This window comes from Sphingobacterium sp. WOUb80, from assembly GCF_050058145.1.
Taxonomy (GTDB): Bacteria; Bacteroidota; Bacteroidia; order Sphingobacteriales; family Sphingobacteriaceae; genus Sphingobacterium.
Window position 1 is genome coordinate 5,069,952 of the sequence record NZ_CP165617.1, and the last position, 24,890, is coordinate 5,094,841.

Sequence of the window (24,890 nt, forward strand, 5' to 3'; positions counted from 1 at the left end):
TTTCATTATTTTGCTATTTTCTCCATAAACAATCTTTCTGAACCCATGACCGTATGCCACCGTACTTTTAGTACAATAGTAGGTTAAGTGAACAGGAAAAATTACACGTATTTTGTCCTGTTGGTAATTTAAATGTAACATATTAATTTTACCTTTAATATTCCAAATAATAAAATTTTATGAAGGCACATACGTACGAAACACAATCAACGATTACCCCACAAAAGGCATTGGACTTCCTGAAAGAAGGAAACCAGCGCTTTGTTAATAATCTGAAAGCTAACCGCGATCTGCTCGAACAGGTGAACGCTACCCGTGAGGGACAGTGGCCATTTGCCGTGGTGCTAAGCTGTATAGATAGCCGTACTTCAGCTGAACTTATATTTGATCAGGGGTTGGGCGATATCTTCAGTATCCGGATTGCCGGAAATTTTGTCAATCAGGATATTTTAGGATCGATGGAGTTTGGTTGCAATGTGGCCGGTTCTAAACTTGTCGTCGTTCTGGGGCATACCAAATGTGGAGCATTAAAAGGGGGATTGGATGCTGCGCAGATCGAGGGTATGGGAATGGATAACCTAAATCATTTGATTAATCATTTCGATCCGATCATTAATGAGGTGATCGACCAGGGGGAAGAACGTTCGTCAAAAAATAGTGTGCTGCTTGAAAAACTAAATCAACAGAACATTAAACATGCGATCCGTGACATCCGCAGACAAAGCTCAACGCTCCGTAAACTGGAAGAAGAGGGTAAAATTAAGATTGTGGGCGCAAACTATGACGTTGAAACTGGTAGCGTAAGTTGGATGTAAGTTGCTAAAACTGGCGCACAGGTTTTGTCTGCAATAAAAGGATGGACAATCATATCTGACTTTAGGTAAGATCAGGTATCCAAAGATTCGTTTATCATAAGCCGAAAGGTCGTGTACACTTTTTAAGAATAAAAAGAAAAAGGGAGTTGCTAACTTTAGAACGAGTTAGCAACTCCCTTTTTTGGATTCTACGTATACATGCTACAGTTTAAAGCAAGAAACATTTCCTGCGAAATCAGCAACATAAATCAAATCGCCATCGACAGTGATGTCCGAAAATATAGGCGAACCTAGGTTGAATTTTGTTATTAATTTACCCATTTTATTAAGGACGTAGACATAGCCGTCTGAAGCACCAAAAACTAACTTGTCTTTGACTTCGATGACTGCCGACTCAACCGTACCGACCAGTTTGTGGTTATCGGGACTACTATATGCAGAAGAATAAACAAGCGCTTCTCCTGTAGAAAAATGCCATTTCTCTTCCAGTGTCTGTAGATCATAGGCTTTGATTCCATTGGTGGAAGTTGGCATGACCAAAAGATCGCCAGCGATTTTCGGAGCTGTCATTACCTTAAAATCGTCAGTTTTAATGCTCTTCTGTAAGATTTCTCCTGTTTTTAAATCAATCTTAAAGATGCCATTGAGGCCGGTCGTATAGATGTAATCATTTTGAGCTGTAACCCCGCCACTTCTAAAACGTAAACCATCTTCCTGACGTTTCCAAAGAAGTTTCCCGGTATGGATGTCATAAGCACAGAGCGCATTCCAGTTGTATCCAGCTAAAAGAACTTGGCCGACAACCGATAGCTCTGCAGGTGTAGCTTCTCCTCCTGACGGTTCAACACCCTCCCAAAGAGGCTTGCCCGTATGCATATCAATCGCTGACATACGTTTTCCTAGCCCGGTATAATAAATGCCATTGTCAAGAGCGGCACCAGAAACAAAGGTTGGGAGGCTTGGGGCCGAAGGTTTCTTTGTCCACAGAACTTTACCTGAATTTGCATCTATCGCATAGACATTGGTTTCAACATCAGTGGCCAGCAATATACCATCGCTGAAACGTAATTTATGCTTGATGGAATTGATCGTTGGCAGCGACCATAGTACTTTACCGCTACGTTTATCCAGCGCCTTGATCGCGTGATTGGTTCCCAAGCCATCATCTATTGTTGCTACGAAAAGCTTATCGCCAGCAACCAGTGGACTTGTCTTCCAGATATTCCCGCTTGCCGAAGTGGACCATTGTAGTTTAATCGTGCTATTTTCTGCGGCGGTGAGATTAAAAGTCTCTTTCTTTAATGTCTGCTCTCCATTCTCATAATGAATCGTAATAAGGGCATCATATTGCCCCTTTTGGCTTTGTTTCTTGAAAGGGATGTTGGCCTGCCATGCCCAGTCGCCAGCAGGAGTCAGCGAAGTTGAGGTGATGCGATTTCCGGTCTCATGCGAGTATACCGTGAGGTCTACGCCCTGTATTTGTCGCTCACTATCGTAGGCATTGATCAATATTGGAAGTGTTTGATCCGTATTTAGTGACTGACCGAGCACAGGCCGCACCAATTGGATGTGGTCACGTAGATTTGTGTAGACAGGTTTGATATTCTTGATACCTTGTTTGTCAATATCGACAACAACAAACTGTGCGGCGGAGTTATCGATACCACCTTTATTAGGCGCGTTCGAACAAACCACGTAGACATCATTTTGTTTGAAGACAAAATTGTTGTGCCAATGTCCGTAGAACCAAGCCTTAAGGTTGTATTGTTTTAAATCAATCTGCTCTTTTTCGCCTTTAAGTACAAAGTCGGGCCCTACAAAGAAGTCATGGTTAATAAAGATCAATGGCTTGGATTTATCCATGGCAGCTAGATCTTTTTTGAGCCAGGCTATGATCTGATCAGCGGTATAGCTGGGTTTATAATCTCCATTTGGCATTGGTGTAACGACAAAGTGAGCCGGCCCGGCATCGAACGAGTAATAAGTGGGCCCAAAAAGATCTTCAAATAGTTTCTCACCATATTCACCTTTGACAAGGTCATGATTTCCGACGGTATAATAAGTCGGTCTGCCCATGAGTTCAGTGTTAACCTGCTTGGCATGAAAAAGCATGCCTGGTTCATAGCAGATATCTCCGGTATGCATGATCAGACTTGCACGCTGTTGTTTGGCGTAGTTTCTGACATTATCAATCCAAGGTCCGTATAAAGGTGTTTCTGTGTCGGTGATTTGGATAAAGCGTAGAAAATCGTTTTGCTGGACCCCATCTTTAACTAAAGCGAAGTCTAGATTTTTGACATCTGCACGCAATGGAATGTAATGTGTTTTGGTAGCCTTGTAGCCACTGGGTACAGTGACAGACAAAAAGCGGGCATTGGGGTTATAGGGCAGTGTATACGTTCCGTCTTTATTGGTTTTTACCACATCATAGCCATCGGATACAGTGATTCCACCGAGTAGGTTTTCGTTCTGCTCGAACAGGTTATTTGCATTCTGATCTTCAAAAACCCGACCGATGCGCTGTTGTGCAAAAAGGGAGGGAATCGGAAGGAGACAGCAGGCAAGTAAATTGAGTAATTTCATGTTGTTTAAATAAAAAAGCTAGCTCCGGTTTCAGAGCTAGCAAAAAGTGAATAAGATTATTAACTATTTATCCCATCCAAAGACTTGTTTTAGATTGGGGTTCAATGTTATTTGCCCCAATGGGATTGGTTTGTAATAGTATTTTGGGGAGACAAATGACCGCTTATTTTTTTGATCAACAGTCATCATAATATATCCAGAAGTACCGTTGCTGAGATAAAATGCTCCGCCATCGAGGTAATATTTTACGAGCTTGGTTTTTACAGCGTCGGGTAACTGGTCAATCGGAGCTGTTGCTTTCTCATTTTCAAGAATGGCAATATCCGGACTTCCGTCACCTGTAACGTCCATAGCACCTAATGCTGGTACGTAGATTCCATGCGGAGCAACGGCCAATAAGTCACCTGTTTTCCAACGTAATACATCGTTGAAACGGAAACCTTCACAGGCAAGCTCAACACGACGCTCACGACGAATCTCTAACAAGGCTCCTTTATTGGTTCCTTGTGTGTTTGGATAGCGTGCCGCAAGAACAGGATCTATCTGTGTATTAGCTGTTGCTAACTGCAGTGCTGGCACACCTACGCGTCCACGTAAGACATTCACGGTTGCATCCAAATCCGCTTGAGTAAGCGTACCCAATTCGGCTTTAGCTTCGGCATTGATAAGCAATACTTCGGCATAACGCATAATAGGAAGATCGGTGTAGTTTGCATCCCAACCTCCACGAAGAGCAGGATCTCTTGGGTAGAATTTGATCTGTAAATATCCACCGAAACTAGGTTTTATTAAATAAGCCGTAGGGTTATTCGGATCAGTTTTAAACCCGGCAGGCATAATGGTTTCAGCCAAGCGAGGGTCCCTGTTTTCAAATATTTGTGTAAAAGTCTTCGTCTTGTAATTCGGAGTCGATGTAAAAGATTTCCCGTCAGCTGTTAGGAATTCTTCCATCAATTCTCCACTTAATGCCCATTGCCAGTCCAATACCGTGTGTGAATTGTTTGCAATACCCAGCGAACGGTCATTCTTTTGGATGAAAATCGCTTCTGTATTCGAAGATAGATTGTTGCTGCTGAACAATGTTCTAAAGTCAACTTCTTTGGCACCGGTGTTATGAATTTTGTATTTTCCAGAATTTATAACTTCTTGGGATGCTGAAGTGGCTCTTTTTAAGAACTCATCTGCTGTAGCTTGTAAATTTAACTCCTCGTGGTATTTACGGAATGTTCCTTCGTGTAAGGCAACGCGGGCTAACAGTGTTAATGCTGCTCCTTGCGTTACACGTTCTTTGAAATTACCAGCCACTTTATCTTCTCTGATATGGGCTGCAGCAAATTCTAGATCCTCCATAATATGTTTAACAACCACCTCGCGCGAGTCCTGGGCTTTGTACATTGCTTCGTCCTCGGCACCTAAAGCTGTGTCATACCACGGGACATTGTTATAATCGCGCACTAAATTGAAGTAGATGTAGGCACGAAAGAAACGGGCAATTCCGACATAATGGTCTATTTGTGCTTGATCGCCGGTTACAGTACCAAGGTGATCCATCATATAATTGATGCGGCGTAAATTTTTCCATTCATCAGACCAACCAGATGCGTTGCCTGGTGTTAGTGTACCACGGAGCATATTGTTGGTTGAGCTGCTTCCTGTGAATCCACCGATATTATCTGTGAAGATATCGTCATATGATGCGCCAATAAATCGATAAAAGCCATTGGTATAGGTTTTGAGATCTTCCGGAGTTTTAAAGAAATTTTGATCTGTGACAGCAGTTTTGTTGCTGCGGTCCAAAAAGTCTTTATTACAGCTTATTGTCAATAGTGATAAAGACAATGCTAGAGTAGTATAATGAAATATTTTCATGAATATGCGTATTAAAACTTAACATTTAATCCAAAGGCATAAGTGCGTTGGAAAGGGTATACTTTTGTACTGCCTAAGGCTTCTGGATCTATGCTTACTTTGAGCCCTGAACGTTCAAACAGATTTTCGCCACTTACATAAAAGCGTACGGCCTGTAAGCCAATTCGTTTTGTGAAATTCTGAGAAAGACTATAGCCGAAAGTGATGTTTTTTACCCTTAAATAAGCTGCATTCTGCAGGTAACGTGTATTAGGCAACCCGAGTTCTTGGCCGGTATCTTCTGCACTGTACGATTTTATCCGTGGAAAATACCCATCTCTGTTATCAGGAGACCAATGGTCTAAGTTTTGTTTGGTCACGTTAGTCCAGGGTTGTGCATAAATTCCCCAGAAATAGATTTGGCTTCCCGGTGGATACCAGTCTCTTTTTCCAACACCTTGAAGAAATACACGTAGGTCAAAACCTTTCCATGAACCTGAAAGGTCTAAACTATATGGATATTGAATTTCGGAATTACCTAGAATCTTGAGGTCGCCATGGTCAGCAAGCGTTTGTTTTCCTTTGGTGATCTTACCATCAGGTCCTCCATCTGGCCCTCCCGCGATATCCTTGAACTTGATGTCGCCAACATAGAATTTGTATTGCTGATCGTCCGTTCCCACGTCGGTTTGATCCAATTTGGCTAGCTCATCTTCATTTTGGAAGAAGCCATCTGCTTGAAGGCCCCATATTTCACCGATGCGCTGTCCGGCGTAATGTTGTCTAATATCGCCCGTTGGGTTGTCAAATTTGGTGATTGTAGCTTTGCTGTTTGCTAATGTAAATGTCGCATTATAGTGGAATGGAGACCCATTCAGCTCGAATTGATCTTTCCAGCTAATGCGTAGGTCCCAACCATTCGTTTTCATATCGGCAGCATTGAAGTTCGGCGCGTCAGCACCAAAAGCCCCGGGAAGAGTTCTTCCTGGGATAAGCATACCCTCATTGGTACGTTTGTAAATATCAAATGTTGTATTTAAGCGGTTGTTGAGTAGATTAAAGTCAATACCTCCGTTGATGGTTGAAATACGCTCCCATGTTAGGGATTTGGCCACCACTAGTGGTGGATACAGGGATATTGGACGATTACCTTCAATAACTCTAGGAATGCCATTATCTACTGCCATAGACGGCAAGTAAGGATAACTTAGTGGATTCATATTCTGGTCATAGACGGTTTGGTTGCCCAATTGTCCATAAGAGCCCCTAAGTTTCAAAAAGTTGATTGCAGATTTGAGCGGACTAAAGAATTGTTCTTCAGAAAGTACCCATCCCGCAGATACCGATGGGAAAAATCCCCAACGGTCTCCCTTTGGAAAGCGTGAAGAACCATCCAGACGGCCGTTAGACTCCACTAGGTAACGCCCTTTATAATCATAGTTCAATCGATAAAATACACCTTGTAGTGCATAATCATCGATATTATGGGTAACAGTTGTTGCTCCGCTACCTAAGCCGATGGATGGTATATCAGCCGAATAAAGACCATTTTTAAGCGCGTAATTCCTTTCGGTATTCCTATATTCTTGGTTATAACCGACTAAGGCGCTGACATGGTGGTCATTAAATTGTTGTGTATATTGCGTATACACGTTGATTACATCATATCGCGTATTTTCCTGCTGTTTGTAAGCGGAAGGTACAGTTCCTCCTGCATATTGAGGCGTAGCATTGGGGCCGGTCTTATACTGTACGGGCCGATTAAAACCATCTATTACATCAAAAGAACGACGGAAAGTCACGTCTGCATTAGCTGTCCATACGTTTTTGATCAAATCTGCTTTGGCATTGAATGTCGTTTGGAACTCGTTGATGTTTTCTTTTTTTCGTCCTCCTTCTTGTAATAGTCCTAAAAGACTAGCACCTGCTTGGGTCCAGCTCCCATCCGGATTTTTTGGAACATCTAACGATGCGGTCCGGTTAACATTCCAGAAGAAATCACCACCCATGAACACCGGTGCTTCATATTGCCGGCTGGTCAATACTGTATTATTTCCGAAGTTCAACCATGGAGTGACTTGAAAATCTACTTTATTACGAACATTGTAACGATTTAGCTTGTCATTACCATATTTTAGTGCACCGTCTAATTGATAATATTCTCCTGAGAACAAGTAATTTAATTTGTCTGTTTTTTTTCCCAAGCTCAAATTGAGCGTATTGGTTGGAGCCATTTTTTTATAGGCTTCATTCATCCAGTCTGTTTGCCCATAATAAGCCCATTTTTCTGGGTTTGTTGGGTCTAAGATCGTGTTGGGTAAACTAGGATCCTGCTGAAGCTTTTTCGCATATTCACGTACTGCATCTGGATATAAATCATATAATGGGTAAGCAGCATCGTGCTTATATTGCATCACGGTAAGCGGGTCTGTGACAATATCAGGCAATTTACCTGTGGTGCGCCATTGGGTGCTCATTCCTACATTTACTTGAAGTTTTTCGGATTTGGCAGATTTAGTTGTTATCAGAACAACGCCGAAAGCACCACGTGCTCCATAGATTGCCGCTGAGGCCGCATCTTTTAAGACCGATACATTTTCAAAGTCATTTGGATTGAGTCTCGCTAATTCATCGCCAGTAACAGGAATGTTATCCACCAAAATAAGTGGTTCACCGCCATTGATTGAAGTGATACCCCGGATATTGAATTTGGCACTTTCCGACGGATTTCCACTGGCATTGGTAATGTTTAAATTTGGAATCAAACCTTGTAGGGCTGCACCTAGATTGGTAACCGGTCTATTTTCAATTTCCTTGGCAGAAATTTGGTCAACAGCTCCCGTTAAATTGATTTTTCGTTGTGTACCATAACCGACAACAACCACCTCATCCAACTGAGAGTTGCTTGTTTGTAATGTTACATTGAAGGAATGCTGATTCCCTACTTGTATACGTTCGGTCGTATACCCCATATATTGAAATACCAATACTGCTTTCTCCGGTACTCTAAGAGTGAACTGTCCTTTGGCATCAGTCCTTGTAGATATGGAGGAATTTCCCTCGACAGATACCGTCACACCGGCAAGTGCTGATTGCGAATCGCGAACAGTACCTGTTATTTCGATATCAGTACGTTGTTTTTCGGAAATGACGATGGTGTTGTTGAGAATCTGATAGCTTAGATTCTGCCCTTTTAGTGCTTTTGACAGTACTTGTGAAATAGACGCATGGTTTGCATCCACACTGATGGGCTGCAGATTATCCAGCAGTTTTTCATCATAAAAAAATCGTAAAGCTGTCTGTTTGGAAATTTCTTGCAAGACTTTCTCAACCTTTACCTTTTTTAGGGAGAGATTGACTGTTTGCGCAGTTCCCGAGGCATGTGCTCCCAAAGCAAGGGAAAGCAAAGAAATAGTGCTTAACTTTATCATACATAAAGTTTTAAAGGCTGGAGGGACCCGAAATTCCCGTGTTTTCTCCTGCCTTTTCATTGGAGAAAAAAAATTCATAAATTAGAATGATTTTTGAGGTTTTAAATTTCTGTTGGTAATCAGTAAAATAAGCCTTGGATTTAACCGGGGATGCGTCAACATCCCCTTTTTTGTTATATCCAGGCGATAAGTCGGTGTTTATGCCATAGATGTATTTTTAAGGTAGATAATCAATTTCATTGCACGAGGACTTTCCTTCCGTTGATGTCAAATTTTCGTCCTGTTGCTAAAGCGAGGATTTGTAATACTTCCGAAAGTTTGCTATTTCTGCTTATAGAGCCTTTATATGTCGAACTGTTATTCATGGCCTCGATATTTTCAAATTCAACATTATACCACCTTGCAATTTGCTGTGTGATATCGTTGAAATTATTGCCATCAAAATAAAACTCTTCGCGTTGCCATGCTGTATTTTTAGTAAGGTCACTAAGTTTGACCTGAATATCGTTAGCCAGTGTTGTTGCTTGCTCACCGGGTTTAATAATTGTCTGTTTCCCCTCTTTAACAATTTTTACACTTCCTTCGACAAGAGATGTTGACACCTCCTTTTCGTAGGCATTTACGTTGAATGTGGTTCCCAGGACTTCAATCGTTGTCCCATTGGCATTGATTCGGAAAGGTCGACTGGCATCCTTGGCAACCTTAAAATAAGCTTCTCCGGTTAAGGTAACCTGTCGTTGATCTGCTTCAAAATGTGTTGGGTAAGAAAGCTGCGTAAGCGAATTGAGCCATACCTTTGTACCATCTTCTAAAATGACCATATATGTACCGGCCTTTGGTACATCAACACGGAAATTTTTCCCCGCTATTTCTGTTGCTGGATTATGTTGCTGAACAAATGGATCTGCGAGCTGCTGCTCTTTTCCTGTTGGGGTTATAATTTTTGCATAATGTCCTCCCGGAAGGATGTCGTTGTGAAATGTCTTGCTTTGAGAAGGAATCTCGGCCGCCAGTGTCATGGTTGTGGGGGCAGTCAAAGACATTCTTTGATAAAGCCAAAAACTAAATCCCGAGACTGCCATCATCAGGGCGGCCACCATCCATTTGGACCGCATCCAAGTCAGCCGTTTGATAGGGGTTGGCTCATCAAATAGCTGGGCATCCAATCTTGCATTGATACGCGACGCCAGGTGGGGCGGAGTTTCGTTCGTTAGCTCTTCCTGAGATTGCTCTTTATCGGATTGATCCAATGTATAAAACCAGCGGAGCACTTGTTGTTCTTCCGCCGCTGTACACTGGCCAGCCAAATATTTTTTGAGCAACGCTTTCGCTTGATCTGATGATTCTTGTTCCTTCATACAGATCTATAATCTCTCTAGGGGATAGAAAGTACCGAAGAAATATGAAATAAAATACAATGGGCTGATTTTTAGCTGTATAAATTTTAAGGATTGCTAAGTGTTCAGGAAAATATCAGCAGAGTGTAGCTATTTAAAGCGAAGTTTAAGCCAGCCCAGAGCCAGGGAGATATTATTTTTTACGGTTTGTTCGGATAATGCAAGTTCAGTTGCAATATCTTTAATGGACATGGATTCCTTTCGACTGAGCGAGAATGCGGATTTCATTGTGGTAGGCATCTTGTCTATCTCCTGTTCGATAAGTGCCGAGAGTTCCTTAGCCAAGAGTTCTTCTTCAGATGTTGCTGTTGTAGACTGTGTCTGATAGGTTTGTAAGAGGGCTTCAGCACGGGCTACCTTCCGCTGCTCTTGGATGGTCCAGTCAATTATTTTGTACTTGGCTGCTTTAAAAAGATATGGGTAAAGGGAGTATTCAATGTTGATTTTGTGCCTGTTGTTCCAGAGGGACACAAATACTTCCTGTAGGATGTCTTCACTGTCTTCGATACAGGAAACACGACGCTGTATAAATCGAAAAAGTATAGCCGAATAGCGATTGACTAATTCCGAAAAAGCATGACGGTCATTTGCTTGAATCCCAGCGAATAGTTCGGTGTCATCTAACTGTTCCATAATTACCGAAATTTGTGTAACTCCCTTAGTTTAATTAGGCCAAATTTATAATTGTGGTGTTAAGTTAGTATTAAAAACAAAAAATATGATAATGTTTTTTTCAATCAAACGATTGCACTGGCTTCTTTTATTTAAAAGGAAGAGGTTTTTCTGTTATTAACGATATGAAATAACAGAAAAACCGCTTCGTAGTCTATAATTTAACCTCTTGTCAACCAACCTCTGCGTCCAGCTGTTGCTATGGCATAGGGGGTAATCCAGAATAAACTGAAGGCATAGAATATACTGTAACTATAGGCCCAGAAAGCTTCTTTGGCATCTGAGTTTTTGGAGGCAAAGAAATAAGCCTGAATACTTGAGAATATTAAGATACCTACCAATGTAGAACTTAAAAACATCAATGGGTAATGAAATACGGTCCACAACATCAACAGCATCATTGGATACGATAACAATACTTTTTTCCATTGCATGAGCAATAAGATACGTGCGCCCCATTTAGGTCCTTGGCGAAAATTCTTAAAAGCAAATTGACTCATCGCAATGTTTTCACGTACATTGCTTCGTTCCCAACGGATAAACATCTTGTACAGGTTTTTATAACGTACAGGTGTGTCAGTATACACATATGCATTTGATTGAAATAGCACATGATAACCTTGTTTTAGGATCATATTCGTCATCGCACGATCTTCACCGATGTCAGATGGCTGTCCCATAAATGTCTGATTGATCCAATCCTCTAAACAGTTCATGACAGCCTCTTTACGGTAACCCGATAGAGCTCCTGGAGTACACATGACAGTACCCAACATACTTTGCGCTGAACGTACAAATTCAAAACTAAATACAAAGCTGACATTCAACATACGTGGTATAATCGCCTTTTTGTTGTTTAACACGCGAACATTTCCCGCCACAGCCCCACATTCCTTGTTTGTTACAAAAGGACTGGCCATGTTGCGTATGGTATCTTTTTTAACAATTGAATCACTATCAACTGTGATAAAGATCTCTCCCGTACCTAACTTAAATCCACGATACAAGGCATGTCTTTTACCCATATTCTTGGGCTGCTGATAAATCTCAACACGATCGCCTAATTCCATTTTGGCACGTTGTATCCAGGCAAAAGTGTTGTCCTTGCTACCATCATCTATTGCAATGATCTGAAGCTTTTTCTCCGGATAATCGCTGCTTGCCAAACTATATAAGGTATCATAAACAAGCTGTCCTTCATTGTAAGCTGGGACAATAATCGTACACGTTGGTAACTCTTCATCCGATACAGATGCTATGGGTTTATATCTGCGATGCAGTACAATCAAAAAAATCAAAAAGCTGATAGCGACAACGGCTAAAAATATACCCAAGACAATTAAGAATGTCCCACCGATACTGTCCAAACGTTGGAAACGTAAAGCATCAAAATCGGGTTGAAGCATATATACGCCAAAAACTGACGCAAATAGGATGAAAAAAGTTGCTCCAAAAATAACGTATTCCTTCGGGCCAAAGTTGCTTTCTTCCTTTTTGCTAACTGTATTCTCAGATCGCTTTTCCGCTGCATTTACATCGTATACAGCAGGCTGCCATTGTTTGGTCATCTGCTTGGATACGATCGAGTTTTCTTTCATGTAATTCATAACCGTTCTATTTTAGATATACATTTCGTTCATTCAATATTTAGTTCGATCGTTGAATCGAATCATTTGTAATGAAAATATTACGATTCCATAAACGCAAAAGACATGCCTTTATTTTGTGCCAAAAATGATCAGTTTGCTTAAATTGTAACGTTCTTGATACATTGTGTAGTATTGTAAGTGGTTGTATGTCAGTCGTTTGTTATTCTGTTTCGACTGAAATTGGTTAAAATATATCAACGATATGTTCAATTGACTTTTAAGATTTTTTAACATTTGATACCTTATTCTTAAGAGAAATTGACAGTTTGTGTGACAAACTGTTTAGGAAAGGGGGCAATAGGTCGGTGGAAGAAAATAAGTTTAGACTGGTCAGGAAATCCATGCATAGGGCAAGAAAAAAGACGCTCCCAAAAGAGAGCGTCTTCTATGTTATGAAGATTCTGGATCACATTTATCCGCCAAATTCCATCAGATAGTTTTTAAGGAAATCATTTAGATCGCCATCCAATACAGCTTGGGTATTGGAGGTTTCGTAATTGGTCCTTAAATCCTTAATAAGCTTATACGGATGTAGGACATAGTTTCGAATTTGGGACCCCCATTCAATTTTCTTTTTATTACCTTCAATAGCGGCGGTAGCTTCCTGGCGCTTACGCATCTCGATCTCATACAATTGAGATTTCAATAGGCGCATCGCATTTTCTTTATTTTGTAACTGCGATCTGGATTCCTGGTTTTTAATAATAATGCCTGTTGGTTTGTGGTGTAATCGAACGGCTGTTTCCACCTTATTCACGTTTTGGCCTCCGGCACCGCCTGAGCGGAAAGTATCCCATTCGATTTCAGAATCCTTAACGTCAATCTCTATATTATCATCGATCAACGGATATACGTAGACAGAAGCGAAAGAGGTGTGGCGCTTTGCATTGGAATCGAAAGGAGAAATCCGAACGAGCCTGTGTACACCGTTCTCTCCCTTAAGGTAGCCATAAGCAAAATCACCCGATATCTGTAAAGTGACGCTCTTGATACCAGCGACATCACCTTCCTGTGAATCCTGTTCGGTTACTCGATATCCATTTTTCTCACCCCACATGATATACATACGCATCAGCATGGCAGCCCAGTCACAGCTTTCAGTTCCGCCGGCACCTGCTGTAATCTGTAAGATCGCATCCAATTGATCTTCCTCAGCGCTAAGCATATTTTTGAATTCGAGTTCCTCGACTTTAGCGAGAGCGAGTTTATATTGGTCGTCTACTTCCTTTTCACTGGCGTCGCCAGACTGGAAGAATTCATACATCACATAGGCGTCTTCAACCGCCGCGGCGACTTCGTCGAAATGGTCTGTCCACACCTTTTGGTTTTTTATGGCCAAGAGTATTTTCTCCGCAGCTTTGGAATCATCCCAAAAGCTTGCTTCAAGCGTAATTGCCTGGTCTCTTTCTATTTCTTCTTTGCGTGCATCGATGTCAAAGATGCCTCCTCAGGGAAGTAACACGATCCCTCAAGTCTTGAATTTGTTCTTTTGTCATATCCGCTAAAGTAGAAATTTTAATTAATAAATCCCTGTTTATGCCGAATAACTTAGCGCTCAATATCAATTACCAAATACCGGATATGTGACCTTTTTTTTTTAGTTTTGGTATTGTCAACGGAATAAACCTTCATATAAGGATCTACATGATGTGTAATAACAAAATACGGAAGATTCTTAGTGACAGATAAAACAAATAATTTCAGTAAAAACAGTATGTTTCCAAAAATTAATTTTACAAAGACACAGGCTTATAGAGATCTAAACCAGCATTTTGGATCGTTATTTGGCCCATATAGCAATAACTTGAAGGATTTACGTCAACTTTTTGCCGCAGATCCCGCACGTTTTGAAAAATTTTCGATCGCTTTCGAAGATATACTTTTGGATTACTCCAAGAATCGGATTACCGAAGAGACAAAAGCACTTTTGGTACAGCTGGCCAAAGAATGTGGTCTTGCTGAAGCTATAGAGGCGATGTTCTCGGGCGAACGGATCAATGTGACAGAAAATAGACCGGTTTTACATACTGCGTTGAGAAATCAATCTGATCAACCTGTTTATGTCGATGGCAAGGATGTCATGCCTGATGTTAAACGTGTGCTGGCACAGATGAAAGCCTTTACGGAAAAGATCATATCTGGCGAATGGAAAGGATATACGGGCAAAGAAATTACGGATGTAGTTAATATCGGCATCGGTGGTTCTGATCTTGGTCCAGTTATGGTGACAGAAGCATTGAAAGCATATAAAACACGCTTAAATGTACATTTTGTGTCTAATGTAGACGGGACGCATATTGCTGAAACATTGAAAGCTGTGGACCCTGAAACGACCTTGTTTTTGATCGCTTCAAAAACATTTACAACGCAGGAGACCATGGCCAATGCACATACAGCGAAAGACTGGTTTCTGGCAAGCGGTGCTCTTCAGGCAGACGTTGCCAAGCATTTTGCTGCACTGAGCACCAATACAGAAGCAGTACGTGCTTTTGGAATAGATACCCAAAATATGTTTGAGTTTTGGGATTGGGTTGGCGGGCGTTATTCACTTTGGTCCGCAATAGGTCTTTCGATCAGTCTTGCAATTGGGTTTGATAATTTCGAGGAACTTTTAAAAGGCGCTTACGATGCGGATCTTCATTTTAAAGAAACTTCTTTTGAATCCAATATTCCGGTGATATTGGCTTTGCTTGGGGTATGGTATAATAACTTCTTCCAGGCTGAAAGTCATGCAATCCTTCCATATGATCAATATCTGCACCGCTTTGCAGCGTATTTCCAGCAAGGGGATATGGAAAGTAACGGCAAATATGTTGACCGTAATGGTGAACAGGTACAATATCAGACCGGACCTATCATCTGGGGCGAACCCGGTACGAACGGACAGCATGCCTTTTATCAGTTGATCCATCAGGGGACCAAGTTGATCCCATGTGATTTCATTGCACCGGCCAATAGTCTTAATCCTATCGGAAACCATCACCAGTTGCTATTGTCCAACTTTTTCGCGCAGACAGAGGCTTTGATGAATGGCAAAACGGAGGCAGAAGTGGTTGCTGAATTTAAGAAAGCCGGAAAGTCGGATCAGGAAATTGAAGCACTGAAAGCCTATAAAGTCTTTGAAGGCAATCGCCCAACGAACTCCATCTTATTGAAAAAAATGACTCCACGTACGCTGGGACGTCTTATTGCATGCTATGAGCATAAGATCTTTGTACAGGGGGTGATTTGGAATATCTATAGTTTTGACCAATGGGGTGTTGAGCTGGGTAAACAATTGGCTAATCAAATTCTTCCGGAACTAAGCGGTGAGGAGGCTGTTACAAGCCATGATTCTTCAACAAACGGATTGATCAATACGTATAAAGCTTGGCGCAACTAAGATTCTAAAAAGGATACGAATTAGATCCTGACTGTAATAGTAAGAAAAGACCGATTAATAGGAATAATCGGTCTTTTTTCTGAAAGTATCTGATGTTATTCCGGTCAGGAAGGACCTTCAGTGCGCTTTCATTGCTATTGGTGTCTGCGAAGTCATTAAGGTTTTATACCGTTTTATGCTGGATACGAATGGCATTTAAAATAGCTAGAAGAGCCACCCCTACATCCGCAATCACTGCTTCCCAAAGTGTTGCAATACCGCCTGCGCCGAGAATCAGCACAATGATTTTGATCCCCATCGCGAGAATGACGTTCTGCCAGACAATGCTCCGGGTGATTTTGCCGATTTTGATAGCCGACAAGATTTTACGGGGCTCATCGTTCTGAATCACAACATCGGCAGTTTCGATGGTTGCATCTGCCCCGAGTCCGCCCATTGCAATGCCAACCTGTGCCAAGGCAACCACCGGTGCATCATTGACACCATCGCCGGCAAAGGCAACACGGCGTCCTTGATCAATCAGTTGCTGTACATGACTGACCTTATCCTCCGGAAGGAGATCACCATAGGCTTTGTCGAGCCCAAGTTCTTTGGACACTTCGTTGACAACAGCTGTTTTGTCTCCGGATAACATGACGGTATAGAGCCCTTGGGCATGCATCGCGCTGATAACTTCCTGGGCGTCTGGTTTATTCCGGTCCGCCACAGTAATATAACCCGCATACTGACCTTCGATGGCAAACAGTACAATGGAGTATACCATTTGCTTTAGATCTGCCGGATAGCTAATATTGAATTTGTCCAATAACTTGCTGTTACCTGCAAGCATGAGTTTTCCATTGACAGTAGCCCGGAGGCCATGCCCTGCTATTTCCTGAATTTCCTCGGCCTGTAAGGCTGGCTTGCCTTGGTGGTAGCCGACGATTGCCTTCGCAATGGGATGTGTGGAGTGTGCCTCAATAGCTTTGGCATAATTCAGCAATTCCTCTTGGTTTCCATTGACAGCAAAAACTTCTCTGACTTCAAATACACCAGCCGTCAATGTGCCTGTTTTATCCATGACAATGGTATCTACTGTGGTGATGGCATCAAGGAAGTTTCCGCCTTTAAATAAGATGCCATTTCGGGATGCCAAACCAATGCCTCCAAAATAACCCAGCGGAATAGAGACAACCAAGGCACAGGGACAGCTGATCACCAAGAAGACCAAACTACGGTAGAACCAGTCCTTAAAATTATAGTCGTCGACAAATAACAAGGGGGTAATAAGAACCAAGAGTGCAAGACCAAAGATAATGGGGACATATATTTTAGCAAATCGAGAAATAAACAACTGAGTTTTCGATTTGCGTGCAGTGGCATCCTGTACCATTTCGAGTATTTTGCTCAATTTGCTGTCTTCAAAGGCGCTTGATACATCGATTTCAACAACCGTTTCCAAGTTAATCATACCCGCAAAAACAGCGTCACCTGCATATTTTGTATCTGGTTTGCTCTCCCCCGTCAATGCAGCCGTATTAAATGCTGCCTTCTCTGTTGCCAATTTACCATCAAGCGCGACTTTCTCTCCCGCTTTTACAAGGATAGTCTCGCCAATTGCAACAGTTTTAGGGTTTACCTGTTGTTGTTGCCCCCCTCGCAGCACCGTGACTTTATCGGGACGGATATCCAGGAGTGATTTGATTGATTTTTTTGCATTGTCAACAGCAGTGTCCTGAAACCATTCTCCGATTTGGTAGAATACCATGACGGCAACACCTTCTTCAAATTCTCCGATCGCAAATGCCCCCAAAGTCGCTACAGTCATCAAAAAGAATTCATTAAAAAAATCGCCACGGCTTGCCTTACGGAATGCCATCTGGATAACAGGTATTCCTGCAAGAAGATACGCGATGCCATTTAAGACTAACAGGAGTCCAAAGGGGAGGTTGATCTTAAAAGCATATTTCAATAGCAGTAAAGTAAGCAGAATGAAAAGAGCAATAAGAAGCTTGCACTGGGAGATCCACCAGGGATGTTCCTGCATCGTGTGACTATGTTCTTGTGCTGTATGGCTATGCTCGTGGTTGTGTTCGCACATATATCAGGGTTCTTTTGAATAATTAAATTTAGCGAATTCAGGCGTAAAAAAAGAGGGAAGTGGCGATAAAATCCATCGTAAAACCAGTTTTATAGGAAGGTAATAAATCGCTGCCAACGGATTCGAAATTAGGAAAGCGCCTTAAAGGATGCAATAGAAGCGTTCAAGCAAAAAGGCTGTTTCACTCCAGTGTGAAACAGCCTTTTCATGTGTAATAGCTACAGTAAATTTATTCTTAATCTTTTGAAGTGCTACCAATAATCATTTCCAATATGGCGACGACAATGGCAAATAGCGCAGCGGTCCAAAAACCGTCTACATCAAATTTGGAGCCGAGTAGCGAATCTGACAATAAAACCATCAATACCGTAATAATAAAGGAAACCAAGCCAAGCGTCAGCCAATTCAACGGGAAAGTAAATAACCTTAAAATCGATCCCACAGTCGCATTGACAAAACCAATGACAAGTCCGGTAACAATAGCCCAGCCGAATCCAGCAACATGAGCACCGGGTACAATCCAGCACGCAATCGCGACGACAACTCCAGTAAGTAAAAGACTAATAATAAATTTCATAATATGTGCTAATTTATAAAGAGTAAATAAAGTAATAATATAATGAGTTTCGTGCAAACCCGATGCCAAACTTTACGGCTCTTCGTCTGTTTTTCTAAGCTCGTTCGGACCTGAAGCTCATTCGGACCTGCTGCGGACCCTGTTCGGAAATTCCCTATCCATTTTCTAGCGGCTCTCTACTGATCGGTAGACAACCGGTAGGGAATCTGTCAAGAAACATAAGAGGATTTCCGAAGCTGGGGCGAACAAAGAGCGAACAAGGGGTGAAGTTGTTCGCCAACGGATTCTATGTTCGGTCGAAAATTAAGCGTCTATGAAATAAATATATGCAAGCATAGTAAATATTTTGTATATTTATTTCATAGTCGATGCATGCAAGCTTTTGGTCGTCAGCTACTAGGCTTGTTCAGTAGGCATGTTGCGGCTAGCGCTGGAGAGGAAATAGGAGAAGGTACCAGGGCAGTTTGAGCGAGTAATCCGAATTGGCCATGTTGCAGCAATTGAAAGAATTAAGTTCATAAAAAAATAGACCATGAAGAAAATTATGATGTCATTCATAATGTTGCTTACGACAGCAGCATTATTTGCGCAAACAGATCCCATCATCGGAAAGTGGGAAAACCCAAGCGGTGAGGGCCGTGTTGAAATTTACAAAAAAGGAGACAGGTTTTTTGGTAAGCTCTTTTGGCTGAAATTTCCAAATAATGAAGCCGGTCAGCCAAAGAAAGATATAAAAAATCCAGATAAAGCTCAACAGAGCAGAAATGTACAGGGGCTCGAAATCTTGACCAATTTTGAAAAAGATGGCAATACCTATGTGGACGGAAAGATTTATGATCCAAAGTCGGGCAAAACGTATAGCTGCAAGATGACCTTAAAAGGAGATAAGCTTGATATCAGGGGCTATGTCGGTGTGAGCCTGCTTGGACGTACGGAGACATGGAAAAGAATTAATTAAGACAGAAAACGGTTCGAAACTAAGATCACCCATTTGCATGGATAGATCCGTTTACATCAAAAAGGCAGTTTATTTCATGGAAATAAATTGCCTTTTGGTTTTGTGCAGGATTTACAGTATTTTCATCCCTACAAATTATAAATACCCAGCTTTATGGCCGTAAAAATGTCTTATGTTGAAAATGTTAAGCTTGCGCTGCAGTCCATTGTCGGGAACAAGCTCAGGACATTTTTAACAGCGCTGATTATCGCCATAGGAATGATGGCATTGATCGGCGTATTGACCTCCATCGATGCCATGAAAAATTCATTGACAGATTCCTTCTCATCGATGGGCTCAAATTCTTTCAATATTCGTAACCGGGGACTGAATGTTCGGATCGGTAATGAGGGGACACGCTCAAAAGTCTATGCCAATATTACGTATGCGCAATCAGCGAGATTTAGACAGGATTTTCACTTTAATGCATTGACATCCATTAGTGCCAATGTCAGCTGGAATACAACCGCAAAATTTCAATCTAAGAAGACAAACCCCAATATAGGCTTGATCGGAACTGATGAAAATTATCTTCAGACATCGGGTTACGTTGTCAGCGAAGGCCGCAATTTTTCCACTCGGGAGGTTGAAACAGGCAGTGGTGTCATTATCATTGGCAGTGAAGTGAGTAAAATGCTGTTCAACGAAATTATTGATCCGATAGGGCAGTTTATTACTGTCAACAATATCCGCTATTTGGTCATTGGAGTGCTAAAAAGCAAAGGGTCTTCTTCAGGTATGGGCGGTGATAGAGCATGCTTTATTCCGCTGATTAAGGCCCGGGCAGTGATGCAGGGTACCGAGCCCTCTTATGTGATTACCGTCTCTTCCAATGATCCAATGCGATTGGAAGCAGCAATAGGCGAAGCAACAATCGTATTTAGAAATATCCGCGGCCTGTCATCCAGGCAATCAAATGATTTCGAAATCACCAAATCTGATGCTGTTGCGCAGATGCTCATGCAAAATATGGCGATGGTTACTTTGGGCGCCGTGGTCATCGCTTTTATAACCCTTGTGGGCGCTTCAATCGGATTGATGAACATTATGCTGGTATCGGTTACTGAACGTACACGAGAGATCGGCATACGTAAGGCTATCGGTGCGACCCCGAGCGTGATACGTAAGCAATTTTTGATGGAAGCAATTGTGATTTGTATGATCGGCGGTGTCGCAGGAATCTTTATTGGTATCCTGATCGGTAATCTCCTGGCGCTGCAGCTGGGGACCTCTTTTATCATACCTTGGGGTGCGATTATCTTGGGTTTTGCGGTATGTGGGCTCGTTGGCATGCTATCGGGCTATTATCCTGCCTCAAAAGCCTCTAAACTGGATCCAGTGGATGCACTTCGTTACGAGTAAGCCTTCCGTATATTTCTGCTTTCTAAACGCTTCTTATTGAAGTTAATACCTTTTCTTACGACAATAGCTTTAAACGATCTAGTTTCAGGCTAATATTCGCCCGCGTAAATTCGTGCGTTTTTAATCTGTGATGCTGCGGGCCAGCGTCGGGACATGGCTATAGAGCGATGGTAGCAGAAAATCAAAACAGCCGGAAAAAAGGAATTTTATGCAATCGTTTTAATGTTACCAAATCATTGATTTGGGGTGAATTCTCCGTGAATAGCCCTTTTCTCGAAAGGCAAAACAACTTATTCCAATGAAAAAACTGTAATATTGTATAAAAAAATAAATTCGAATTATGTACAATACATTACAACCAGTTTTAGAAAAGGAATTGGAAGCAATCAAAGAAGCGGGATTGTATAAACAAGAGCGAGTGATCGTTACTCCTCAGGGAGCAGACATCAAAGTAAGTACAGGACAGGAAGTTGTCAATTTTTGTGCGAACAATTATTTGGGCCTGTCTTCCCACCCAAAAGTAATCGAGGCTGCTAAGAAAGCGATTGATACACACGGTTATGGAATGTCTTCGGTACGTTTTATCTGTGGTACCCAAGATGTGCATAAAGAATTAGAAGCAAAAATTTCTAAGTTCCTGGGAACTGAAGATACTATTTTATATGCGGCAGCATTTGACGCTAACGGTGGTGTATTTGAACCATTATTTGGTGCAGAAGACGCCATCATTTCAGACGAGTTGAATCATGCATCAATTATCGACGGTGTTCGTTTGTGTAAAGCACAACGTTTCCGTTATAAAAATGCAGATATGGCTGATTTGGAAGCACAATTGCAGGCCGCATCTGGAGCTAGACATAAAATCATTGTTACAGATGGTGCATTTTCGATGGACGGCTCTGTGGCGCCATTGGATCAGATCTGCGATCTTGCGGATAAATACCAAGCCTTGGTAATGATCGATGAGTCGCACTGTACTGGATTTATTGGTGCAACAGGTCGTGGTACACACGAACTGTTTAATGTAATCGATCGCGTTGACATCATTACAGGGACTTTAGGTAAAGCCTTAGGCGGTGCTTCTGGAGGTTTTACTTCCGGTAAAAAAGAAATTATCGATTTGTTACGTCAGCGTTCACGCCCCTATTTATTTTCGAATACCTTAGCACCGGCAATCGCAGGGGCTTCTGTTGCGGTATTGGATATGCTCAGTGAGACAACTGAATTGCGCGACAAACTGGAAGCAAACACAAAATACTTCCGTGAAAAAATGACAGCTGCTGGATTTGATATCAAACCAGGTTTCCATCCAATCGTGCCTGTGATGCTGTATGATGCGAAATTGGCACAAGAGTTTGCAGCCAAGATGCTGGACGAGGGAATCTATGTCATCGGTTTTTACTATCCTGTTGTACCTCAGGGAAAAGCTCGTATTCGCGTTCAGATTTCGGCCGGACACGAAGTTGCTCACTTGGATAAAGCAATCGCCGCCTTTACCAAAGTTGGTAAAGAATTAGGTGTAATTAAATAAAATACACATAGTTATAAATTTTGTGGTGCAAAATGTTTATCTTTGCACCCTAAAATTTTATAAAAATATTCTTGCTCAATGCAAAACATTAGAAACATTGCGATCATCGCTCACGTCGACCACGGTAAAACTACGCTTGTAGACAAAATTTTATATTTTACCAATCAATTCAGAGAAAATGAAAATGCTGGTGAATTAATCCTAGACAATAATGATTTAGAGCGTGAGCGCGGGATCACTATTGTATCTAAGAACGTTTCAGTAACATATAAAGGTGTTAAAATCAATATCATCGATACCCCAGGTCACGCCGATTTCGGTGGTGAAGTAGAGCGTGTATTGAAGATGGCTGATGGTGTAGTGCTATTGGTAGATGCCTTTGAAGGTCCAATGCCTCAAACACGTTTCGTTACAGGTAAAGCTTTAGGATTAGGTATCAAACCGATTGTTGTTGTCAATAAAGTCGATAAAGAAAACTGTCGTCCAGACGAGGTTTACGAACATGTTTTTGACTTATTCTTCAACTTAGGCGCTACAGAAGAACAATTGGACTTCCCAGTATTGTACGGTTCTTCAAAACAAGGATGGATGTCTACAGATTGGAAAAACCGTACTGAAGACTTCACTGACTTATTGGAAGCTATCATCAAATATATCCCTGCACCAGAAGTATCTGAAGGTACTTTGCAAATGCAGGTAACATCGTTGGATTACTCAACTTTCGTAGGACGTATCGCTATCGGTCGTGTTGCCCGTGGTACGATCAAAGAAAACCAACCGGTTTCTTTGGTAAAACGCGATGGAAAAGTTGTGAAATCAAGAGTGAAAGAACTTCAGGTATTCGAGGGTCTTGGCCGTATCAAAGTATCTGAAGTACATGCAGGTGATATCTGTGCTGTAGTAGGTATCGAAGGTTTCGATATCGGTGATACAATCGCAGATTTCGAAAATCCAGAGCAATTGGAAGTTATCAGCATTGATGAACCAACAATGAACATGTTGTTCACCATCAATAACTCTCCTTTCTTCGGTAAAGAAGGTAAATTGGTAACATCACGTAACATCTACGATCGCTTACAAAAAGAGTTGGAGAAAAACTTAGCACTACGCGTAGTTCCTACTGAATCTCCAGATGCTTGGTTGGTATACGGACGTGGTATCCTTCACTTATCCGTATTGATCGAAACAATGCGTCGTGAGGGTTATGAGTTGCAAGTAGGCCAGCCACAAGTTATCATCAAAGAAATCGATGGTCAAAAATGTGAACCAATTGAAGAACTTGTTGTTGACGTACCTTCTGATGTATCAGGAAAAGTAATTGAGTTGGTTACACAACGTAAAGGTGAGTTGTTGATTATGGAAGCTAGAGGAGATATGCAACATCTTGAGTTCTCTATCCCTTCTCGTGGTATTATCGGTTTACGTAACAACGTATTGACAGCAACAGCCGGTGAAGCTGTAATGGCACACCGTCTGAAAGGTTACGAGCCTTGGAAAGGTACAATCCCTGGTCGTTTGGCAGGTGTATTGATCTCTTTGGATACAGGTTCAACAACTGCATACTCAATTGATAAATTACAAGACCGTGGTCGTTTCTTCGTAGATCCAGGTGTGGATGTATATGAAGGACAGATCTTAGGTGAGCATATCCGTGACAACGATTTAACAATCAACGTGACAAAAGGAAAACAGCTGACAAATATGCGTGCTTCTGGTTCTGATGATAATACACGTATTGCACCTGCAATCAAATTCTCATTGGAAGAATGTATGGAATATATTCAAGCTGACGAGTACATTGAGGTAACACCACAATCTATGCGTCTACGTAAAATCTATTTGACTGAAAATGAGCGTAAAGTTAACGCGAAAAAATTCCAATAGTCAATAGTTGAATACGATATAAAAAAGCCATCGAATCTGATTCGATGGCTTTTTTCTTTATTGATAATTTAAAGCGTTGCCTTAGCAACCGCTTATGTTAGGTGTTACTTCTTTGTTCTTACCTCTGCAGCGCGGTAGGTATCGCCATCAGTGGTGTAAATTTTGAATTGTACATCATAAGCTTCCGGCACATAAATCACAATCGGCATTCTTCCATTGTAACGTACAGTCTCCGGTTGTGCCGAAACAAAAAGGTTTCTTTTCTCTTTGTTTGGACAAGCCATCAACGTGCTCGCCACATTGCCATTTGTTTTGAAGACGTAGTAATCATAACCCCAGCCTTGAAGATCCTTTTTCTCCAGCGTGCCCGATAGGTTAAAGGAATTACATCCATCTACTTCCATCCATTTACCGACTGAAAATTCAATTTTTTTGTTCTTGTCACTTTCGGAGTAGGGGACTTCAATTACCATCTTTTTATAACCTTTTTCCGGGGTAGGAAAAATGCTTAAGTCCATTTTGTCGATAACCATTTGCGCTTTGCTTATAGTTGTTGAGGATACTAATGCAATCATTAAAAGCATCATTACGTTAAATACATTTTTTCTCATATTGCTATTATTTGATTTTTAAAGACCTATTTGCTTTTCAACTGTTAATTGTTTTTTCAGCAAAAATGCCA

General features: G+C 41.5%; 16 protein-coding genes. 6 read left to right on the top strand and 10 right to left on the bottom strand.

The annotated features are described in order from the left end of the window. Window positions 1-179: 179 nt before the first annotated feature. The gene (locus AB1Z56_RS21080) at window positions 180-815 is read left to right on the top strand and encodes a carbonic anhydrase family protein (protein WP_309367306.1); all 636 of its coding nucleotides are present in this window, start codon (window positions 180-182) and stop codon (window positions 813-815) included. 201 nt (window positions 816-1,016) lie between these two features. Here AB1Z56_RS21080 and AB1Z56_RS21085 read toward each other — a convergent pair whose 3' ends face one another. The 7 genes from AB1Z56_RS21085 to prfB form a co-directional block, all read right to left on the bottom strand. Then, window positions 1,017-3,398: a PQQ-binding-like beta-propeller repeat protein gene (locus tag AB1Z56_RS21085; protein ID WP_426790035.1), complete on the bottom strand. Its 2,382-nt coding sequence runs from the start codon at window positions 3,396-3,398 to the stop codon at window positions 1,017-1,019. A 63-nt stretch (window positions 3,399-3,461) separates the two neighbouring features. Further along, window positions 3,462-5,267, bottom strand: a complete 1,806-nt coding sequence (locus AB1Z56_RS21090) for a RagB/SusD family nutrient uptake outer membrane protein (protein ID WP_309367308.1) — start codon at window positions 5,265-5,267, stop codon at window positions 3,462-3,464. Between the two features lie 11 nt (window positions 5,268-5,278). After that, on the bottom strand, window positions 5,279-8,677 hold the full coding sequence (locus AB1Z56_RS21095; RefSeq protein WP_426790036.1) for a TonB-dependent receptor: 3,399 nt from the start codon (window positions 8,675-8,677) through the stop codon (window positions 5,279-5,281). Window positions 8,678-8,913: 236 nt separating this feature from the next. Continuing rightward, entirely contained in the window at window positions 8,914-10,035 is a 1,122-nt protein-coding gene (locus AB1Z56_RS21100; protein ID WP_426790037.1) for a FecR family protein, read from the bottom strand. Between the two features lie 129 nt (window positions 10,036-10,164). Further along, window positions 10,165-10,707, bottom strand: coding sequence for an RNA polymerase sigma factor (locus AB1Z56_RS21105; protein ID WP_426790038.1), 543 nt, complete (start codon window positions 10,705-10,707; stop codon window positions 10,165-10,167). A gap of 200 nt (window positions 10,708-10,907) precedes the next feature. Then, window positions 10,908-12,353 carry a glycosyltransferase gene (locus tag AB1Z56_RS21110; protein ID WP_426790039.1) on the bottom strand — a complete coding sequence of 482 codons (1,446 nt, stop codon included), beginning with the start codon at window positions 12,351-12,353 and terminating at the stop codon, window positions 10,908-10,910. Window positions 12,354-12,807: 454 nt separating this feature from the next. Continuing rightward, window positions 12,808-13,891, bottom strand: a protein-coding gene (gene prfB / locus AB1Z56_RS21115) for a peptide chain release factor 2 (protein WP_309367313.1) whose coding sequence is annotated in 2 segments (ribosomal slippage) — window positions 12,808-13,830 and window positions 13,832-13,891 — 1,083 coding nt in all. Because the reading frame shifts where the segments join, the coding sequence is not laid out codon by codon here. A 218-nt stretch (window positions 13,892-14,109) separates the two neighbouring features. On the opposite strand from prfB, the gene pgi reads away from it, so the two are divergent. Next, a complete protein-coding gene (gene pgi / locus AB1Z56_RS21120; RefSeq protein WP_426790040.1) occupies window positions 14,110-15,777 on the top strand; it encodes a glucose-6-phosphate isomerase in 1,668 nt (555 codons plus the stop codon). A gap of 163 nt (window positions 15,778-15,940) precedes the next feature. Here the strand turns inward: pgi and AB1Z56_RS21125 are convergent, their stop codons facing one another. Continuing rightward, window positions 15,941-17,857 carry a heavy metal translocating P-type ATPase gene (locus AB1Z56_RS21125; protein ID WP_309367315.1) on the bottom strand — a complete coding sequence of 639 codons (1,917 nt, stop codon included), beginning with the start codon at window positions 17,855-17,857 and terminating at the stop codon, window positions 15,941-15,943. A gap of 235 nt (window positions 17,858-18,092) precedes the next feature. Then, window positions 18,093-18,434, bottom strand: coding sequence for a phage holin family protein (locus AB1Z56_RS21130; protein WP_075990513.1), 342 nt, complete (start codon window positions 18,432-18,434; stop codon window positions 18,093-18,095). Window positions 18,435-18,966: 532 nt separating this feature from the next. Between AB1Z56_RS21130 and AB1Z56_RS21135 the strand changes: the two genes are divergently transcribed. From AB1Z56_RS21135 to typA, 4 genes are all read left to right on the top strand, one after another. Further along, a complete protein-coding gene (locus AB1Z56_RS21135; protein WP_309367316.1) occupies window positions 18,967-19,392 on the top strand; it encodes a DUF2147 domain-containing protein in 426 nt (141 codons plus the stop codon). Between the two features lie 153 nt (window positions 19,393-19,545). After that, window positions 19,546-20,793 carry an ABC transporter permease gene (locus AB1Z56_RS21140; RefSeq protein WP_313264756.1) on the top strand — a complete coding sequence of 416 codons (1,248 nt, stop codon included), beginning with the start codon at window positions 19,546-19,548 and terminating at the stop codon, window positions 20,791-20,793. 340 nt (window positions 20,794-21,133) lie between these two features. After that, a complete protein-coding gene (gene kbl, locus AB1Z56_RS21145; RefSeq protein WP_309367318.1) occupies window positions 21,134-22,324 on the top strand; it encodes a glycine C-acetyltransferase in 1,191 nt (396 codons plus the stop codon). Between the two features lie 78 nt (window positions 22,325-22,402). Continuing rightward, entirely contained in the window at window positions 22,403-24,208 is a 1,806-nt protein-coding gene (gene typA / locus AB1Z56_RS21150; protein ID WP_120335699.1) for a translational GTPase TypA, read from the top strand. Between the two features lie 104 nt (window positions 24,209-24,312). On the opposite strand, the gene AB1Z56_RS21155 is transcribed toward typA, so the two are convergent. Then, window positions 24,313-24,819: an ecotin family protein gene (locus AB1Z56_RS21155; protein ID WP_309367319.1), complete on the bottom strand. Its 507-nt coding sequence runs from the start codon at window positions 24,817-24,819 to the stop codon at window positions 24,313-24,315. Window positions 24,820-24,890 lie beyond the last annotated feature (71 nt).

Excerpts from the sequence above, each read along its gene's own strand:
- AB1Z56_RS21080 (WP_309367306.1), top strand. The coding sequence starts at position 180 with ATGAAGGCACATACGTACGAAACACAATCAACGATTACCCCACAAAAG.
- AB1Z56_RS21085 (WP_426790035.1), bottom strand. The coding sequence starts at position 3,398 with ATGAAATTACTCAATTTACTTGCCTGCTGTCTCCTTCCGATTCCCTCC.
- AB1Z56_RS21090 (WP_309367308.1), bottom strand. The coding sequence starts at position 5,267 with ATGAAAATATTTCATTATACTACTCTAGCATTGTCTTTATCACTATTG.
- AB1Z56_RS21095 (WP_426790036.1), bottom strand. The coding sequence starts at position 8,677 with ATGATAAAGTTAAGCACTATTTCTTTGCTTTCCCTTGCTTTGGGAGCA.
- AB1Z56_RS21100 (WP_426790037.1), bottom strand. The coding sequence starts at position 10,035 with ATGAAGGAACAAGAATCATCAGATCAAGCGAAAGCGTTGCTCAAAAAA.
- AB1Z56_RS21105 (WP_426790038.1), bottom strand. The coding sequence starts at position 10,707 with ATGGAACAGTTAGATGACACCGAACTATTCGCTGGGATTCAAGCAAAT.
- AB1Z56_RS21110 (WP_426790039.1), bottom strand. The coding sequence starts at position 12,353 with ATGAATTACATGAAAGAAAACTCGATCGTATCCAAGCAGATGACCAAA.
- pgi (WP_426790040.1), top strand. The coding sequence starts at position 14,110 with ATGTTTCCAAAAATTAATTTTACAAAGACACAGGCTTATAGAGATCTA.
- AB1Z56_RS21125 (WP_309367315.1), bottom strand. The coding sequence starts at position 17,857 with ATGTGCGAACACAACCACGAGCATAGCCATACAGCACAAGAACATAGT.
- AB1Z56_RS21130 (WP_075990513.1), bottom strand. The coding sequence starts at position 18,434 with ATGAAATTTATTATTAGTCTTTTACTTACTGGAGTTGTCGTCGCGATT.
- AB1Z56_RS21135 (WP_309367316.1), top strand. The coding sequence starts at position 18,967 with ATGAAGAAAATTATGATGTCATTCATAATGTTGCTTACGACAGCAGCA.
- AB1Z56_RS21140 (WP_313264756.1), top strand. The coding sequence starts at position 19,546 with ATGGCCGTAAAAATGTCTTATGTTGAAAATGTTAAGCTTGCGCTGCAG.
- kbl (WP_309367318.1), top strand. The coding sequence starts at position 21,134 with ATGTACAATACATTACAACCAGTTTTAGAAAAGGAATTGGAAGCAATC.
- typA (WP_120335699.1), top strand. The coding sequence starts at position 22,403 with ATGCAAAACATTAGAAACATTGCGATCATCGCTCACGTCGACCACGGT.
- AB1Z56_RS21155 (WP_309367319.1), bottom strand. The coding sequence starts at position 24,819 with ATGAGAAAAAATGTATTTAACGTAATGATGCTTTTAATGATTGCATTA.